Genomic DNA, 17,136 nt, shown 5'->3' with positions numbered 1-17,136 from the left:
GCGCAATCCACGCGACTCTCAGGGCGACGGGCTCGCGCGCTTCCAGAGCTCGATGTTCTTGTCGATCCAGCCGCTCATCAGGCCCTGGCGGGCCAGCGAGTACATCGCCCGGGCGAGGCGGCCGCGCATCTCCGGCGTGTTGCAGGGGGACCGGTGCGACAGCGTCAGGTACAGCGGCTCGCTCGCCACGGCGGGTCGCAACGGGCGCACGCCATCGATGTTCAGCCGCGCCAGGTAGGCCAGTGCGGGGCTGTCCTCGTAAATCAGGTAGTCGACGCGCGAGCGCTGCAACATCTGCAGGGCTTGCTGCAGGCTCGCCACCTGGGAGAGGTTCAGGTTCTCGCGGGCATAGCGGTCGAACTCTTCGCCGAAGCTGTTGCCGATGACGGTGCCGCCCTGGAGCTTGGCGAGGTCGCTCCAGCGCCGGTACTCGAGTCGGCTGCCTCTGCGAACAAGGACGACGGACCGCGTCTCGTGGAACGCCGGGTGGAAATAGTCCATGTATTCCGTGCGCGCCAGCGTGAAAAAGGCACCGGCGATCAGGTCGATGCGGCCCGCGCGCATTTCCTCCTGCACGCGGCCCCAGGGGCCGACGTAGCGCGCCTCGATGGGCAGCCCCAGTTCCTTGGACAACCAGGCGAGCATCTCTGCATTGGCGCCGACCAGTCGGTCTTCGTCCTCGGCGCCGCGCCACAGATAGGGTGGGTACTGCGGATTGCCCGACGCCACCATCTGGCGACATGTCGGCGCACCCGGCGAAGCAGGCGCCTGTGCTTGCGCGCCGCCTGCCCACACCAGCGCCTGCAGGAGCACCAGCAAGCAACGCAACGCGCCGATCCGCGGCATCGTCTTCATGGGCCAATCCTCCCGATCACGGCTCAAGCGGGTCATGGAGCAGCGTGCGCGGCCCCTCCTCGTCCAGCACGGTAACACCCGGCCTGGGCGCTTTCGCCGGGATGTCATGCAGCATCCAGCAAAGCCCTCAGACCCGCTTCGTCGAGCACCGTGACGCCGAGCGTCCTGGCCTTCTCCAGCTTGCTGCCCGCCTCCTCGCCCGCGATGACGTAATTCGTCTTCTTCGACACCGAGCCGCTGACCTTGCCGCCCGCGTCCTCGATCAAGGCTTGCGCCTCGTCGCGGCTCAGCGTCGGGAGCGTGCCCGTCAGCACCAGCGTCTTGCCCAGCAGCGGGCGCGGCCGGTCGTTGGCCTCGCCGGCGCTTTCCTTCGGTGTCACGCCGGCCGCCAGCAGTTGCTCGACGACCTCGCGGTTGTGGGGCTGGGCAAAGAAAGTGTGGATGCTGGTCGCGACGATGGGGCCGACGTCGGCCACCTCCAGCAGCTGCTCCACGCTGGCGTTCATCAGCTTGTCCAGCGTGCCGAAGTGGCGCGCCAGCTCCTTGGCCGTCGTCTCGCCGACCTGGCGGATGCCGAGCGAGAACAGGAAGCGCGCCAGCGTCGGCTGCTTGCTCTTCTCCAGCGCGTCGACGATGTTCTGCGCGCTCTTGACGGCCATGCGGTCCAGGGCCGCCAGCTTGGCCACGCCCAGCTTGTAGAGGCCGGGCAGGCTCAGCACGATGCCCGCATCGACGAGCTGCTCGACCAGCTTGTCACCCAGGCCCTCGATGTCCATCGCGCGGCGGCCGGCAAAGTGCAGCATGGCCTGCTTGCGCTGGGCGGGGCAAAAGACGCCGCCCGAGCAGCGGTGGTCCATGCCGCCGCGCTCGCGCACGACCTCGCTCTTGCAGACCGGGCAATCGTGCGGCATGCGGAAGTTCGGCACGTAGCGCGGCCGCTCGCCCGGAACGCGACCAACGACTTCCGGGATCACGTCGCCGGCGCGGCGGATGATGACCTTGTCGCCCACACGCACGCCCTTGCGGCGCATCTCGAAGACGTTGTGCAGCGTCGCGTTGCTGACCGTCGTGCCGCCGACGAACACCGGCTCCAGCCGCGCCACCGGTGTCAGCTTGCCGGTGCGGCCCACCTGCACGTCGATGGCCAGCAGCGTCGTCACCTGCTCCTGGGCCGGGTATTTGTGCGCCACGGCCCAGCGGGGTTCGCGGGTCTTGAAGCCGAGCTTCTGCTGCAGCTCGCGGGAGTCGACCTTGTAGACGACGCCGTCGATGTCGAACGGCAGGCCGTCGCGGGCGTCGGCCACGCGCTGGTGGAAGGCGACCAAGCCGGCCGGGCCTGCGGCCACGGTGCGCAACTCGTTGACCGGCACGCCGAACTTGGCGAGCGCGTCCAGCAGGCCGGACTGCGTTGCAGGCAGCGCCCAGCCCTGCACCTCGCCGAGGCCGTAGGCATAGAAGCTCAACGGCTTGTCGCGGGCCTGGCGCGAGTCGAGCTGGCGGATGGCGCCGGCGGCCGTGTTGCGCGGGTTGACGAAGGTCTTGTCGCCCTTGGCGCGCTGGCGTTCGTTGAGTGCCTCGAAGGCATCGCGCCGCATATAGACCTCGCCGCGCACCTCCAGCACCGGCGGTGCCTCACCTTTCAAGCGCAGCGGGATCTGGCCGATGGTGCGCACGTTATGCGTGACGTCCTCGCCCGTCTCACCGTCGCCGCGCGTGGCGGCCTGCACCAGCACGCCATCCTCGTAGCGCAGGTTGATCGCCAGGCCGTCGAACTTCAGCTCGGCGTTGTAGTCGACCGGCGGGTCGCCCTCCTTCAATCCCAGCTCGCGGCGCACGCGGGCATCGAAGGCGATGGCGCCCGCCTCGGTGGTGTCGGTCTCGGTCGTGATCGACAGCATGGGCACCGCATGGCGCACCGGCGTCAGCCCCGGCAGCACGGCGCCAATGACGCGCTGCGTGGGTGAGTCCGGCGCCAGCAGCTCGGGGTGCGCGGCCTCGATGGCCTGAAGTTCCTGGAAAAGCTTGTCGTACTCAGCGTCCGGCAGCTCGGGCGTGTCGAGCACGTAGTAGAGATGGGCGTGATGGTTCAGCTGGGTGCGCAGCTCGGCGGCGCGCTGTGCGGGCGTGGCGGTCATGCGGGCATTGTCGCGGCGGGACAATCGTTCCATGACCTCCCGCCTCGTCCTGCATGCCGGCCCAGCGGCCGGGTTTGATCAGCCCTTCGAAATGCTGGCCGCCTGCCACGAGCGCGTGCGCCGCAGCCTCGATCTGCTGCAGCGCCTGCAGGCCCATGTGCAGCAGCACGGCGTCGACGCACAGGCCCGCGAGGCGGCGGCCGACGTGCTGCGTTATTTCGACCGGGCCGGCCCGGCTCATCACGAGGACGAGGAGCGCCATGTGCTGCCCCAGCTGCGCCGTTCCGGCCACGCCGTGATGGCGGACCGCCTGCATGCCGACCATGTCGAGCTGACGGGTCTGTGGACCGCGCTGCGAGAGCCGTTGATCGCCTGGTGTGGCGGCGCGGCCGCGACGTTGGATGCCAGCCTGTTGAAGCGTTATGTGGCGCTGTACGACGCTCACCTTGCGGTGGAGGACGGGCAGGCTTTTGCCGCAGCGCGCGCCGGCTGCGACGAGGCGGCATTGATGCGAATGGGCCAGGAGATGGCGTCACGTCGCAGCTGAGATGGCCGCCCCAACCGCTGATTTTCAGCGGCTCAGTAGGCAAACTACATCAAGAAACACATAGAGCATCGAGTTATTATGGATGATCTTGCCGAATAAGTAGTTTTACTACGGCGACATGGCGTGACGGTGTCTAGAGTGATGCGCACTTTCCAGAAGCAGGAAAGTGCGGCCATGGCATGCAGTCGATTGGCCGGACGCAGCCGCCCCATGATGAGGGCGGCGGTCGATCAACCAGGAGACACACATGCCCTCGACCTCCATGCCGAGCCAACGCCTCGCCCACGCGCTGGCGCTGGCTGCCAGCGCTGCTCTCGCCGCCTTTGCACCCCCTGCCCTCGCACTGAACCCGGCCTCTACGTCGGTGCAGATGTTCCAGTGGAGCTGGCCCGACATCGCCACCGAATGCACGCAATGGCTGGGGCCCAAGGGCGTCGGCGGCGTGCAGATATCGCCACCGCACGCGTCCAAGGTGGCGGGTGGCTGGTGGGGTGTCTACCAGCCGGTCAACTACACCAACCTGACCAGCCGTATGGGCACGCCCTCGCAGCTGCAGGCCATGATCAACGCCTGCCACGCGGCCGGCGTGCGCGTTTATGCCGACATCGTCGTCAATCAGATGGCCGATGGCAGCGGCACCGCCACCGACGGCTCGACCTGGAATGCGAACACGCTGAGCTACCCCTTCTTCAGCGCCAACGACTTCCACGCCAACTGCAACATCCAGGACAGCGACTACAACTCGCCCGCCGGCCGCTGGGCGGTGCAGAACTGCCGTCTCGGCGGCCTGCCCGACCTAGCCACCGAGAACCCCTATGTGCAGGGCCAGATCGTCAACTACCTGAAATCGCTGCTGGCCATGGGCGTGGACGGCTTTCGCATCGATGCGTCCAAGCACATGCCGGCCAGCGCCTGGACTTCGATCATGAACGCGGTCAAGGCGACCTACCCGACAACGCTGCAGGGCGAGCCGATCTGGGTCACGCAGGAAATCATCAACGATGGCGAGGTGGACCGGCCGAGCTACTTCCCGGTCGGCACCGTCAACGAATTCCAGTTCCCGTATTCGATGCGGGACATCTTCCGCGGCAACAACGGCCTGAGCCTGTCGAGCATTCCGGGCGTCATGGGCACTTGGGGCAACTGGGGTGGCAGCTGGGGCTTCCTGCAGCCGCAGAACGCGACGGTCTTCATCGCCAACTGGGACACCGAACGCAACGGCAGCTCGCTCAACATCAACAACGCCGCCGGCAACGATGGCGGCGGCCACCGCTACACGCTGGCCCATGTCTTCATGCTGGCCCAGGGCTATGCCGAGGCGCAGCTCTACTCGGGCTACAAGTTCAGCGACCACGGCGCCGACCGGCCGACGGCCAGCCCCTACAGCGGCGGCACGCCGCAGATCAACGTGGTGTGGGACTTCGCGCACCGCTGGACGCCGCTGGCCAACATGGTGGGCTTCCGCAGCGCGGCCATTGGCCAGGCGCAGCAGAACTGGATCGTGGGCAACAACGGCAACCAGGTCGCCTTCAGCCGCGGCAATGTCGGCTTTGTGGCGCTGAACAACAGCGGCAGCGCCTGGACGCGCAGCTTCGCGACCGGCCTGGCCGCCGGCACGTATTGCAATGTCATCAACGGCACGAAGAACGCGGCCGGCACCGGCTGCACGGCCGACTCGGTGACGGTGGATGCCAGCGGCAATGCCAGCTTCACCGTGCCAGCCAACAGCGGCAGCGGCACGCCGGCAGTGGCCGTCTACACCGGGCAGAAGGTCAATGGCGGCGGCGGGGGGAGCTGCGCCGTGACCTTCACGATTGCCAATGCCAACACCACGATGGGGCAGAACCTGCGCGTCGTCGGCAATGTCGGCGGCCTGGGCGCCTGGGCACCGGGTTCCGGCTTCGCGCTGACCATCCAGGGCTCGGGCGCCAACGTCCCCTGGAGCGGCACGGTCAGCCTGCCCGCCGGCACGTCGGTTCAGTACAAGTACGTGAAGTGGAACGGCTCGTCGGCCGTCTGGGAAAGCAACCAGGCCACCGGCAGCGGCAACCGCGAGTTCACGAGCTGCGCCAGCGGTTCGCAGGCGCGCAGCGACGGCAACTTCAAGTTCTGACGGCGGGGGCTATCGCAGTGATCATCACCTGATCCACGCGGTAGCTGTCCACGTCGACCACCTCGAAGCGCCAGCCTTCCCACTCGACGACATCGGTGCGCCGCGGAATGCGGCGCAGCATGACCATCAGGAAGCCGGCCAAGGTGTCATAGGTGCCGGCATGCGGCCAGCCCTCGATGCCGAGCGATCGCTCGACATCGGGGATGGGCGTGATGCCGTCGGCCAGGAAGCTGCCGTCCTCGCGGCGCACGATCTGCTCCTCGTCGTGCGGCGCGACCAGGCTGCCCATCACGGTGTTCATCACGTCGTTCAGCGTGATGACGCCCACCACGCGGCTGTACTCGTTGACGACGACGGCGAAGTCCTCATGCGCCTCGCGGAACTGCGTCAGCATTTCCGACAGCGTCAGCCGGTCGGGCACGATGAGCACCTTCTTGACGAGCACGCCGCCGTCCTCGCGCAGCGACAGTGTCTCGTCGCGCAGCACGCGCTGGAACAGGTCGGTCGCGTCCACATAACCGACGACCTGGTCGATGTCACCGCCGCAGACGAGGTAGGTCGAGTGCGGCGTGTCGGCGATGCGGTTGCGGATCAGCACGTCGTCGTCGTCGCGCGAGAAGAACACGATGCGCTCGCGCTCCGTCATCACCGTCTCGACGGTGCGCGTGTCCAGCTCGAAGACATTGGCGATGACCTGCTGCTCCTCGTCCGCGACGACGCCGGCCTGGTAGCCGGCCTCCGTCAGCGCCAGGATGTCGCGATAGCTGATCGTTTCGTCGCGCTTGGCCGGCAGGCCGAGCAGGCGAATCAGGCCTTCGGTGATGCTGCTGAAGAACCAGGCCAGTGGCTTCAGCACGCGGCACAGCCCCAGCATCGGCCCCACCAGCGCCATCGCGACGCGCTCGGGCTCGCTCATCGACAAGCGCTTGGGCACTAGGTCGGCCATCACGATGAACAGCGACGTGATGCTGATGAAGGACGCCGCAAAACCGAGCTTTGCCGCAGCTTCGGGGTTCGCGACAAGGCGGAACAACCCCTCGAAATAAGGCGTGAACGCCCCCTCGCCGACGATGCCGGCCAGGATGGCGACGGTGTTGACGCCGATCTGCACGACGGTGAAGTAGTCGCCGGGATGCTCCTGCACGGCCAGCACCTTGGCGGCGCGGGCGTCGCCCGAGTCGGCGCGCTGCTGCAGGTTCAACCGCCGCGAGGCGGCGAGCGACAGCTCGGCCATCGAGAAGAAGGCGCTGGCGGCGATGAGGAGGGCAATCAGCAGCAGGCTGGTGGTCAAACGCCGGGTCCGGGTTCTGAGCGGACGGTCAGTTTAGGCCTCGCGGCTGCACCGCTCCATGAAGGCGGTTGCGTCTGCGACGGGCACCGGGCGCGCATAGCCAAAACCCTGCATCACGTCGCACTGCCAGCCGCGCAGGCAGGCTTCCTGGGCGGCGTCTTCCACCCCTTCGGCCACCACCGTCATGCCCAGACTGTGCGACAGCTGGATCATGGCCTGCACGATGGCTGCGCCACCCTCGTCCTGGCCGAGGTCGCGCACGAAGGCGCGGTCGATCTTCAGCCGGTTGATGGGGAAGCGCTTCAGATAGGCCAGGCTGGAATAGCCGGTGCCGAAGTCGTCGATGGCCAGGTGCAGGCCCAGCGCGCGCAGTTCGGCCATCTTGGCGATGGTGGACTCGGCGTCGTCCATCATGGCGCCCTCGGTGATCTCCAGCTCGATGAAATGCGGATCAATGCCGGCGCTGTCCAGCGCCTCGCGCACTGTGGCCATGAACTCGGGATGCTGGAACTGCCGCGGCGAGATGTTGATGGCCACGATGGGCTTGCCCAGGCCGCTGTCATGCCAGGCCCTGGCCTGGCGACAGGCCTGCTGCAGCACCCAGCGCCCGATGGGCACGATGAGGCCCGACTCTTCGGCCAGCGGGATGAAGCGGTCGGGCGGAATCAGGCCGTCAGGGCTGCGCCAGCGCAGCAGGGCCTCGAAACCCGAAAGCTTGCGCGTGCTCAGGTCGCACTGCGCCTGGTAGAAGAGCTCGAACTCGCCGCGCTCCAGCGCCTGCGACAAACGCGCCTCCAGTTGCAGGCGGTCCTGCTGGTCGTCCAACAGACCTTGCGTGAAGACCACCGCGCTGTTGCCGGGCAGGCCCTGCGCCTGCCGCATCGCCAGCTGAATGGCCTTGGCAATGTCGGAAGTCTGCGCGCCGTGCCGGGGGTACTCGGCGGCGCCGATGCTCAGCGTCACAGCCAGCTGCTGGCGCTGCACCTCGAAGACCGGCTGCATCACCAGCAGCAGCTGGTCCAGCAGGCCGCGCAGTTCGGCGTCGTCGGCCAGGGCCGGCACGATGGCGCCAAAGGACAGCCCGTCCATGCGATAGAGCCGGCCGCCGGCACCCTCGACGACGGACCTCAGCCGGGCCGCCACCTGGCACAGCAAGTCGTCGCCGGCGGCATGGCCCAGGCTGCCCATGATGCGGCTGAAGCGGTTGATGGCGATGCCCAGGCCGATGAAGCGCTCGTTGCCGAGTTCCCTGGCGCGCTGCTCCAGCGCGCGCCGGTTGGGCAGGCCGGTCACGCGGTCATGCAGGCCGACATGGGCCAGTTCGGCGTTGTGAGCCTGCAAGGCGCTGTTGGCCTTGCGGGCGCGGCGGTACAGCGCCACGGTCAGCAGCACGACGACCAGCATGGCGAAGGCCAGCCCCAAGGTCAGCTGCCTTTCACTGCGGTGGCGCTGCAGCTGGCTGGCCTGCAGTTCGTTGTCATGCTTCAGGCTGTCCATGGCGCGCTGGTTCTGCTCGAAGCTGGAGCGCCGCTGCAGCTCCAGCACGGTGCTGACGCGGTCGCTGCGCACCAGCTCGGCCTCCAGCGCCAGCGCCCTGCGCGATTGGCGCAGCGCGCCCGCCGCATCGCCCAAGGCTTCCAGCAGGTCGGCATGGCGGTTCAGCTGCTCCAGCAGGCGCACCTTGCGGCCCTGCTTCTCCAGCATCGCCAGGCCTTCGTTCACCAACCGTTCGCCGGCAGCCGTCTGGCGCAGTCCGAGCCGCGCCAGCCCCGAACTGATGGTCGCCACCGCCACGGCATCCTCGTCGCCGCCCTCCTGCCGGGCCAGGCTCAGCGCGCGTTCGGCATAGCCATGGGCGGCAGCAAAGTTGCCCGCGCTCAGGTGCAGGCCGGCCAGTTCCTGCACCACCTCCGCCTGGCTGTTGAGCCAGGTCGTGCTGCCCGAGGCCGGGTTCACGGCGGCCGCACTCGCGGCAACGGCAGGGTCGATGCTGGCGGCTAGCCGGCGTGCCTGCTGCTGAGCCTGGTCGCGCGCCGGGTCGCGGCCGGCCTCCTCCTCGACCAGCGATTCCATCAACTTGGCGGCCAGCTGCAAGGGCAGGCTGCCGGCCGCTTCGGCGAGGCGGGAGGCCTGCTGCGCGTCCGCACGGGCACCTTCAATGTCGCGCAAGGCCAGCCGGATGGGCGCCAGCGCGTTGTGTGCCTGCGCGCCGCGGCGCGGGTTGGCCTGGGCGAGCGCAGACCGGCTCGCCGCCGCATAGGCGCGCAAGCCCTCCTGCAGGTGTCCCGTCGCCAGGCTCAGGTTGCCCGCCGTCATGAAGACCCAGTAGCGCAGCGGCTCGTCCCGCGTCTTCTCGACCCACGGCAGCGACTCCTCCACCCAGCCGTAAGCGGCGTTCAGGCGCCCGGACAGCTGCAGCATCGTCGCGCGCAGTGCAAAGGCGGAGGCCATGGCCGCGGCGTTGCCTTCTCGCTCGCCCAGGTCGATGAGTTCGGCGGTGGCCGCATCCACGACGGTGTACTGGTTCGTCATGCCGTGGGCATAACCCCAGGCGGCGAGGAAGACGCGCAGGTTGTCGCCGCCCAAGGCACGGGCCTGTGCCTCCAGCGGCCGCAGGCGCGCAACCACCTCGGGCGGCGCGTTGCCATGGCTGGCTTCGATGGCTTCGATCTGCTGGGCGAGCGTGGAAGCGGCGAGACCCGGTTGGCCGAACAGCGCCAGCAGCCACACGCAGCCCAGCAGCCACAGCCGGGCGGCCGGACGGAAGATGGAACCGAAGACTGGGGGTGGGCCGCTGCTGCGCATCAGGCTTGTTGAGCCGTGTAACCCGCAGACTTTAGAAGCTTTGCCTTGCCGCCGCCCCGCGGGCAGTCAGTCAGACCGCGCCGTTTGCGCGGCCAATGTCACGACGACAGCGAACCACTGAACGTCCGTCAGCTGAACAACCTGCGGGCCGCCGGCGAGCCGGCGGCAAGATCACGCTCGACCAGCGCCTCGTAGAGCTTCTTCAGCTCCACGTCGATGGCCGCGAACGCATGCAGGCCCAGCACCTGGCCGCGGTCGTCGCAGACATCGGCCTCCAGGTCGCGCGCCAGCGCGCGGGCGGCCTCCTGCCAGGCTGCAAAGGGCTCGGCCTCGGCCGGTGTCTGCGGCACGTCGAGCGCCAGTGTCAGCTCGCGCAGCGACTGCGCCTCGGGGTCCTCGGCGAGCGCTGCCTGGGCGTCGAACTGCAGCGTCAGGATCGGCGGCGCGCCTTCCTCTGCCGACGGCATCACGAGACGGCCGGGCAGGGAGCCCGCCACAAAGCCGTGGCGGGCGGCGGCCTGCTGCACGAAACCGGGCGTCCAGGCCGCAGCCTTGGCGCGCAGCAGCAGCGCGAGCTGCGCGTCATGGCTGGCGGCGAATTGGTCCAGCTCGCGGGCGCGGGCGACGACGTCGAGCATGTCGGGGAACTGCACGAAGCCGCCCACGCCATCGGCAAAGGCCTGGATCTTCTGCACGAACTCCGAGTACTCGATCTCGTTGAGGGCGCCGCTGCGGTTGGCCATCTTCAGACCGGCCTGGAATTCGCTGTAGCGCTGGCCCGGCCCGGGCAGTTCCCAGTCACCGGTCCCCGCGTTCAGGCCTTCGATCTGCAGCGGCTTGGTACCGGCGCGGCGGCTGCCGGGCTGGTGCTGCAAGGCCAGCTCACCGGAGACAGGCGCCTCGACGGTGATGGTTGCAATGGCGTCGATCAGCGCGTCGATGCGGGCCGAGGGCCGGCGCGGGCGGGCGACGGCCGGCAGCGTCACCTCCAGCGGCTCGACATCGCCGCCGCTTTCCGCCGACAGCGGCGGCGCATCGAAATGCGGCTCCTCGGGCGGCGGCAAGGCCCGCTTGGGGCCGGCCTTGCGCGCTGCCCAGGCGCCGTGGGCGATGACGCCCGCCAGCAGGAGGCCGCCGGCAATGGCGAGAAGTTCGGTCAGCGAGAGGTTCATGCTTCAGCCAGGGCCAGCGCCTTGTCCATGTCGACGGCGACGATGCGCGACACGCCCTGCTCCTGCATGGTCACGCCAATCAGTTGTTCAGCCATTTCCATCGCAATCTTGTTGTGCGAGATGAAGAGGAATTGCGTGCCGGCGCTCATCTTGGTGACCAGGCGCGCATAACGCTCGGTGTTGGCGTCATCCAGCGGCGCGTCCACTTCGTCGAGCAGGCAGAAGGGCGCGGGGTTGAGCTGGAAGATCGCGAACACGAGGGCAATCGCCGTCAGCGCCTTTTCACCACCCGACAGCAGGTGGATGGTGCTGTTCTTCTTGCCCGGCGGCTGGGCCAGCACCTGCACGCCGGCGTCCAGGATTTCGTCGCCGGTCATGACGAGGCGCGCCTCGCCGCCGCCGAACAGCTCCGGGAACATGCGGCCGAAGTGGTCGTTGACCTGGTTGAAGGTCGAGCCGAGCAGGTCGCGCGTCTCCAGGTCGATCTTGTGGATCGCGTCTTCCAGCGTCTTGATGGCCGAGTTGAGGTCGGCGCACTGCGAGTCGAGGAAGGTCTTGCGCTCGCGGGCGGTGGTCAGCTCGTCGAGCGCCGCGAGGTTGACGGCGCCGAGAGCAGCGATCTCGCGGTTGATGCGGTCGATCTCGCCCTGCAGGCCGTAGAGCTTGACGGCGCCGTCCTCGATGGACTTGGCCAGAACTTCCAGGTCGACGGCCGCGGCTTCGAGCTGCTCGCGGTATTGCGCGCCGCCCAGCTGGGCGGCCTGCTCTTCCAGCTGCAGCTTGGTGATGGCCTCGCGCAGCGGATCCATGCTGCGCTCGAACGTCATGCGCTGCTCGTCCGCCTTGCGCAGGCGCAACGACAGGTCGTCGTAGCCGGCGCGCACGGCAGCCAACTGGCCCTCACGCTCGACCTTGATGGCCAGCGCATCCTGCAGCCCGGCCTGGGCCGCGGCATCGTTCAGCGTGTCCAGCTCGGCCTGCAGGTTGGCGGCGGAGGTGGCGACGGTGGCGATCTGCGCCTCGGCCGTCTCGATGCCGCGCTGCAGCTCGCCGCGGCGGGCGGCCAGCGTCTGCGTGGCAAAGCGAGCCTCCTGGGCACGACGCTCCAGCGCGCGCAGTTGCTCGCGGGCGTCGGACAGCTTGCGTTCAGCGGCGATGGTGCCGTCTTCCAACTCGGCGTGGCGCTGCTGGGCGTCGCCAAGCTGGATGTCGAGTTCCTCGAAGCGCGCCTCGCCCACCGCACGACGCTCCTGCAGGCCTTCCTGCTGCGCGGCGATCTCGGCCAGCTCCGCATCGAGCGCGCTGCGGCGCTGCTGGCTGGCTTCGGCCTGTTGCGACAGGCGCAGCAGCTCGACATGGATCTGGTGGGCGCGCGTCTGCGCCTCGCTGGCTTCGCGGCGCAGCGTCGTGAGTCGCCCGTTGGCGTCGTTGAACTGGTGCTCGATGCGGCTCAGCGACAGGCGGGCCTCATCGGCGATCAGGTTCTGCGCGCGCTGGGCCGTCGTCAGCTGCTCGATCTCCTGCGCGCGGGCCAGCAGCCCGGCCTGCTCGGAATCGGGCGCGTAAAAGGTCACCGAGAACTGGCCGACCGCGTGGCCGGCTGGCGTCAGGATCAGCTCGCCATGCGTCAGCTTGCCGCGCGCGGCGAGCGCGTCGTCCAGCGTCGGCGCGGTATAGACGCCTTCCAGCCAGTCGTTCAGCAGCGCGCTCAAACCGGCGTCGTTGAGACGCAGCAGCGCGCTGAGTTTGGGCAGCGTCTCGTGCGTGTTGGCAATCGCGCCGGGCGGCGTCGAATAGAAGGCCAGGCGAGCCGGCGGCGCGTCCGCCTCGAAGGCGCGCACCGTGTCCAGCCGGCCGACGCTGAGCGCACCCATGCGCTCGCGAAGGGCGGCTTCGAGCGCGTTCTCCCAGCCGTGTTCGATGTGCAGCTTGGTCCACAGACCTTGCAGGCCGTCCAGCCCATGCTTGGCCAGCCAAGGCTTGAGCTTGCCCTCGGTCTGCACCTTCTCCTGCAGCGCCTTCAGGGCTTCCAGGCGGGCGGTCAGTTCCGACTGCCTGGCGAGCTGGGCGTTGGCGTCCTGCTGGGCAGTGCGGCGCTGCTCTTCAAGTTGGGGCAGCTGCTCGGCCAGCTCCTGAAGACGCGCATCGGACAGATCACGCGCCTCGTCCGCGGCGGCGGCACGCTCGCGCAGCGATTCAAGCGCCTCGTGGTCGGGCGCACCGAGGGCGCGCGATTCGGCCGTGAGCCGGTCCTCGCGCTGGCGCAGCGCCCTCGCCTGCTCGTCCACGCTGCGGCTCTCGGCGGCCAGCACCTGGATCTGCTGCTGGACCTGGGTGACCAGCGTGCGCTGCTCGTTCGCACGGGCCTGCGCTGCCCGCAAGGCATCCTCGACCACCGGCAGTTGGCCCTGCTGCTCCTCGGCCTGGGCGGCGAGGATCTCGCTCTGCTCGTCGGCACCGGCAATCTGCTCGGCAATGCCTTCGAGCTCGGCCTTGGCCTGCTCGACACGCTCGCGCCACTGGCCGTCCTGCGCGTGCAGTTCGGCCAGGCGCGCCTGGGCGCGGTTGCGGCTCTCGACGACGAAGCGGATGCGTTCCTCCAGCCGGCTCACTTCCAGTTGCGCTTCGGCATAACGGCCTTGTGAAGCGTGCAACTCGTCGCCGGCGGCGTAGTGCTGCTGACGCACCTCCTCCAGCTCGGCTTCGACGGCGCGCAGCTCGGCCGTGCGCGATTCCAGCGCGTTCAGCGCCTCGGCATGCGCCGCCTTCACGCGCGTCGCTTCATTGCCGGCGTCGCGCAGCTTCAGGAACCACAGCTGGTGCAGCTTCAGCGTGCCGCTGTCCTGCAGGTCGCGATACGTTGCCGCCACCTCCGCCTGACGCTCCAGCTTCTCGAGGTTGGCGTTCAGCTCGCGCAGGATGTCGTCGACGCGGGTCAGGTTCTCGCGCGTGTCCTTGAGCCGGTTCTCGGTCTCGCGGCGGCGTTCCTTGTACTTGGACACGCCGGCCGCTTCCTCCAGGAACAGGCGCAGCTCCTCGGGCTTGCTCTCGATGATGCGCGAGATGGTGCCCTGGCCGATGATGGCGTAGGCCCTCGGCCCCAGGCCCGTGCCCAGAAACACGTCCTGCACGTCACGGCGGCGCACCGGCTGGTTGTTGATGAAGTAGCTGCTGGTGCCGTCGCGCGTCAGCACGCGCTTGACGGCGATCTCGGTGAACTGGTTCCAGGGGCCGCCGGCACGGGCCGATTGGTTGTCGAACACCAGCTCCACGCTGGAGCGCCCCGCCGGCTTGCGGTTGCCGCTGCCGTTGAAGATGACGTCCTGCATGGACTCGCCGCGCAGCTCGCTGGCCTTGCTCTCGCCCAGCACCCAGCGCACCGCATCCATGATGTTGGACTTGCCGCAGCCGTTGGGGCCGACGACGCCGACAAGCTGCCCGGGCAGCTGGAAGGTCGTGGGTTCGGCAAAGGACTTGAAGCCGGCGAGCTTGATCGAGTTCAGCCGCATGGAGGAAGGTTCGTAAGCCCTTGATTTGGCTAAAGAAAAGCGCCTTTAAAGGGCGCTTCGACGGGGCCGGATGATAGCATTCGCCCCCTCCCAGATAGACCCGTCACCATGGCTACCAAGAAGTCCGCCCCCGCGCCCGCCGCCAAGAAGAAACCCAAGATGCGCGAGGTGCCCAAGAACCCGCCGACCAAGCCGAGCAAGGACATCCTGGTCTTTCCGAACCCGAACCCCGAGCGCGACTACGTCATCCAGTTCCAGGTGCCGGAGTTCACCTGCCACTGCCCGCTGACTGGCCAGCCCGACTTCGCCCACTTCACCATCGACATGATTGCGGACGAGCTCTGCGTCGAGCTCAAGAGCCTGAAGATGTACTTCTGGAGCTACCGCAACGAGGGCGCCTTTCACGAGAAGGTCACCAACACCATCCTCGACGACATCATCAAGGTCACCGACCCGCGCTTCATCCGCATCACGGCCAAGTGGTATGTGCGGGGCGGCATCTACACCAATGTGGTGGTCGAGCACCGCAAGGCCGGCTGGACGCCGGCGCCGCGCGTGGACCTGCCGGCGCATGGCTTCGAGTCGGGGATGTTGGGATGAAGCGTGACGAGCACCGGGCCGCTCCCAAGCCGGCACGCATCCCCTCGGGGGAGCGACAGCGGTACGCCGCTGGCGAGGGGCAGACATGAATCCCTTGCTGGACCGGCTGCAGCCCTACCCGTTCGAGCGCTTGAAGGCGCTGACCGCCGACATCACCCCCAACGCCGGATTCGCGCCCATCTCGCTCGGGATTGGCGAGCCGCGCCACGCCGCGCCGGCACTGATCGAAGAGGCCATCAAGGGCGCCATGAAGGGCCTGTCGGGCTATCCGGCCACCGCTGGCATGCCGGCCTTGCGCGAAGCCATCGCGGCCTGGATCTCGCGGCGCTACGGGCTGACGCTGGACCCGCTGACCCAGGTGCTGCCGGTCAACGGCTCGCGCGAGGCGCTGTTCGCCATTGCACAAACGGTGGTCGACGCGAGTCGCGTCGGCGCCACGGTTGTCTGCCCCAACCCCTTCTATCAAATCTACGAAGGCGCGGCCTTGCTGGCCGGGGCGCAGGTGGCCTTTGCCAATTCGGACCCAGCACGCAACTTCGCGGTGGACTGGCGCCAGATCGACGATGCCACCTGGGCAGGTACCCAGCTGATCTACGTCTGCTCGCCCGGCAACCCGAGTGGCGCGGTGATGCCGCTGTCGGAATGGCAGGCGCTGTTCGAGCTGAGCGACCGCCATGGCTTCGTCATCGCGTCGGACGAGTGCTACTCGGAGATCTATTTCCGTGACGAAGCGCCGCTCGGTGGCCTGGAAGCCGCCGCCACGCTGGGCCGCGGCGACTTCAAGAACCTGATCGCCTTCACCTCGCTGTCCAAGCGTTCCAACGTGCCCGGCCTGCGCTCGGGATTCGTGGCCGGCGACGCCGCCCTGCTGAAGAAGTTCCTGCTCTACCGCACCTATCACGGCAGCGCGATGAGCCCGCTGGTGCAGGCCGCCAGCATCGCCGCATGGGGCGACGAGGCCCATGTCGTTGAGAACCGGGCGCGCTACCGCCAGAAGTTTGCCGAGGTGACGCCATTGCTGGCCGACGTCTTGGACGTGGCCCTGCCGGACGCCGGCTTCTACCTGTGGGCGAGCATCCCTGGCGGCGACGACATTGCCTTCGCCCAAGGCTTGCTCGCTCAATACAATCTGGCCGTCCTGCCGGGCAGCCTGCTGGCCCGCACCGCCCACGGCAGCAACCCCGGCGCCGGGCGCATCAGGCTGGCCCTGGTGGCCGACGAGGCCGAATGCCTTGACGCCGCCCGCCGCATCGTCTCCTTCACGAAATCTCCTCAAGCTCGCCCATGAACACCGCCGAACTGCAAAGCCTGATCGACCTCGCCTGGGACAACCGCGCCGCGCTGGACCCCACCAACTCGCCCGATCTGCGCCAGGCCGTCGAGCATGTGATTGCCGAACTGGATGCCGGCCGCCTGCGTGTGGCCACGCGTGAAAGCGTCGGCCAGTGGACGGTGAACCAGTGGGTCAAGAAGGCCGTGCTGCTGTCGTTCCGCCTGAACGACAACCGCATCATGGGTGACAAGGAACTGACCTTCTTCGACAAGGTGCCCACCAAGTACGCCGGCTGGAGCGACGAACAGCTGCGCGCCAGCGGCGTGCGCATCGTGCCCCCGGCCGTCGCCCGCCGCGGCAGCTTCCAGGCGAAGAACGTGGTGCTGATGCCCAGCTACGTGAACATCGGCGCCTATGTGGACGAAGGCGCCATGGTCGACACCTGGGCCACCGTCGGCTCCTGCGCGCAGATCGGCAAGAACGTGCACCTCTCCGGCGGCGTCGGCATCGGCGGCGTGCTGGAGCCGCTGCAGGCCAACCCGACCATCATCGAAGACAACTGCTTCATCGGCGCCCGCTCCGAGGTGGTCGAAGGCGTCATCGTCGAAGAGAACTCGGTCATCTCGATGGGCGTCTATATCGGCCAGAGCACGCCCATCTACGACCGCGCGACCGACACCGTCAGCTACGGCCGCATCCCGGCCGGCTCCGTCGTCATCTCGGGCAGCCTGCCCAAGGATGGCGGCCGCTACTCGTTGTATGCGGCCATCATCGTGAAGCGCGTCGACGCCCAGACGCGCTCCAAGACCAGCATCAACGAACTGCTGCGCGCCTGA

Annotated in this window: 11 protein-coding genes; 5 read left to right on the top strand and 6 right to left on the bottom strand. The window is 68.2% G+C overall.

The window, feature by feature from the left end; translation table 11 throughout:
• Positions 1-18 precede the first annotated feature (18 nt).
• Positions 19-855, bottom strand: a complete 837-nt coding sequence (locus ASC81_RS20030; protein ID WP_162245935.1) for an ABC transporter substrate-binding protein — start codon at positions 853-855, stop codon at positions 19-21.
• Positions 856-959: 104 nt separating this feature from the next.
• Positions 960-2,990 (bottom strand): NAD-dependent DNA ligase LigA, encoded by a 2,031-nt coding sequence (gene ligA / locus ASC81_RS20025; protein WP_056271835.1) that lies wholly within the window; start codon positions 2,988-2,990, stop codon positions 960-962.
• A gap of 31 nt (positions 2,991-3,021) precedes the next feature.
• Here ligA and ASC81_RS20020 point away from each other — a divergent pair, with 31 nt between their 5' ends.
• Both ASC81_RS20020 and ASC81_RS20015 read left to right on the top strand, forming a co-directional pair.
• The gene (locus ASC81_RS20020; protein WP_056271001.1) at positions 3,022-3,537 is read left to right on the top strand and encodes a hemerythrin domain-containing protein; all 516 of its coding nucleotides are present in this window, start codon (positions 3,022-3,024) and stop codon (positions 3,535-3,537) included.
• A gap of 247 nt (positions 3,538-3,784) precedes the next feature.
• Positions 3,785-5,650 (top strand): alpha-amylase family glycosyl hydrolase, encoded by a 1,866-nt coding sequence (locus tag ASC81_RS20015; protein WP_235533717.1) that lies wholly within the window; start codon positions 3,785-3,787, stop codon positions 5,648-5,650.
• Here ASC81_RS20015 and ASC81_RS20010 read toward each other — a convergent pair.
• The 4 genes from ASC81_RS20010 to smc form a co-directional block, all read right to left on the bottom strand.
• Positions 5,640-6,941 (bottom strand): hemolysin family protein, encoded by a 1,302-nt coding sequence (locus ASC81_RS20010; RefSeq protein WP_056270997.1) that lies wholly within the window; start codon positions 6,939-6,941, stop codon positions 5,640-5,642. The genes ASC81_RS20015 and ASC81_RS20010 overlap by 11 nt on opposite strands.
• Before the next feature lie 33 nt (positions 6,942-6,974).
• On the bottom strand, positions 6,975-9,746 hold the full coding sequence (locus ASC81_RS20005; protein ID WP_056270994.1) for a bifunctional diguanylate cyclase/phosphodiesterase: 2,772 nt from the start codon (positions 9,744-9,746) through the stop codon (positions 6,975-6,977).
• A gap of 128 nt (positions 9,747-9,874) precedes the next feature.
• A complete protein-coding gene (locus ASC81_RS20000; protein ID WP_056270991.1) occupies positions 9,875-10,918 on the bottom strand; it encodes a cell division protein ZipA C-terminal FtsZ-binding domain-containing protein in 1,044 nt (347 codons plus the stop codon).
• Positions 10,915-14,427, bottom strand: a complete 3,513-nt coding sequence (smc, locus tag ASC81_RS19995; protein ID WP_056270988.1) for a chromosome segregation protein SMC — start codon at positions 14,425-14,427, stop codon at positions 10,915-10,917. The genes ASC81_RS20000 and smc overlap by 4 nt, the downstream gene beginning before the upstream one ends.
• Positions 14,428-14,586: 159 nt before the next feature.
• Here smc and queF point away from each other — a divergent pair, with 159 nt between their 5' ends.
• The 3 genes from queF (at position 14,587) to dapD (ending at position 17,136) form a co-directional block, all read left to right on the top strand.
• Positions 14,587-15,027, top strand: a complete 441-nt coding sequence (gene queF / locus ASC81_RS19990; RefSeq protein ID WP_056271832.1) for a preQ(1) synthase — start codon at positions 14,587-14,589, stop codon at positions 15,025-15,027.
• Between the two features lie 85 nt (positions 15,028-15,112).
• On the top strand, positions 15,113-16,315 hold the full coding sequence (gene dapC / locus ASC81_RS19985) for a succinyldiaminopimelate transaminase (protein WP_056270985.1): 1,203 nt from the start codon (positions 15,113-15,115) through the stop codon (positions 16,313-16,315).
• Positions 16,312-17,136: a 2,3,4,5-tetrahydropyridine-2,6-dicarboxylate N-succinyltransferase gene (gene dapD / locus ASC81_RS19980; RefSeq protein WP_056270982.1), complete on the top strand. Its 825-nt coding sequence runs from the start codon at positions 16,312-16,314 to the stop codon at positions 17,134-17,136. Before dapC ends, dapD begins: the two co-directional genes overlap by 4 nt.

Origin of the sequence: Pelomonas sp. Root405 (assembly GCF_001425165.1) — a bacterium.
Classification (GTDB): domain Bacteria; phylum Pseudomonadota; class Gammaproteobacteria; order Burkholderiales; family Burkholderiaceae_C; genus Pelomonas.
This window is presented reverse-complemented; position numbering and strand designations above follow the sequence as displayed.

What these genes read in the sequence shown, in the direction of transcription:
- ASC81_RS20030 (WP_162245935.1), bottom strand. Translation starts at nt 855, where the DNA reads ATGAAGACGATGCCGCGGATCGGCGCGTTGCGTTGCTTGCTGGTGCTC.
- ASC81_RS20020 (WP_056271001.1), top strand. Translation starts at nt 3,022, where the DNA reads ATGACCTCCCGCCTCGTCCTGCATGCCGGCCCAGCGGCCGGGTTTGAT.
- queF (WP_056271832.1), top strand. Translation starts at nt 14,587, where the DNA reads ATGCGCGAGGTGCCCAAGAACCCGCCGACCAAGCCGAGCAAGGACATC.
- ASC81_RS20015 (WP_235533717.1), top strand. Translation starts at nt 3,785, where the DNA reads ATGCCCTCGACCTCCATGCCGAGCCAACGCCTCGCCCACGCGCTGGCG.
- ligA (WP_056271835.1), bottom strand. Translation starts at nt 2,990, where the DNA reads ATGACCGCCACGCCCGCACAGCGCGCCGCCGAGCTGCGCACCCAGCTG.
- dapD (WP_056270982.1), top strand. Translation starts at nt 16,312, where the DNA reads ATGAACACCGCCGAACTGCAAAGCCTGATCGACCTCGCCTGGGACAAC.
- smc (WP_056270988.1), bottom strand. Translation starts at nt 14,427, where the DNA reads ATGCGGCTGAACTCGATCAAGCTCGCCGGCTTCAAGTCCTTTGCCGAA.
- dapC (WP_056270985.1), top strand. Translation starts at nt 15,113, where the DNA reads ATGAATCCCTTGCTGGACCGGCTGCAGCCCTACCCGTTCGAGCGCTTG.
- ASC81_RS20005 (WP_056270994.1), bottom strand. Translation starts at nt 9,746, where the DNA reads ATGCGCAGCAGCGGCCCACCCCCAGTCTTCGGTTCCATCTTCCGTCCG.
- ASC81_RS20000 (WP_056270991.1), bottom strand. Translation starts at nt 10,918, where the DNA reads ATGAACCTCTCGCTGACCGAACTTCTCGCCATTGCCGGCGGCCTCCTG.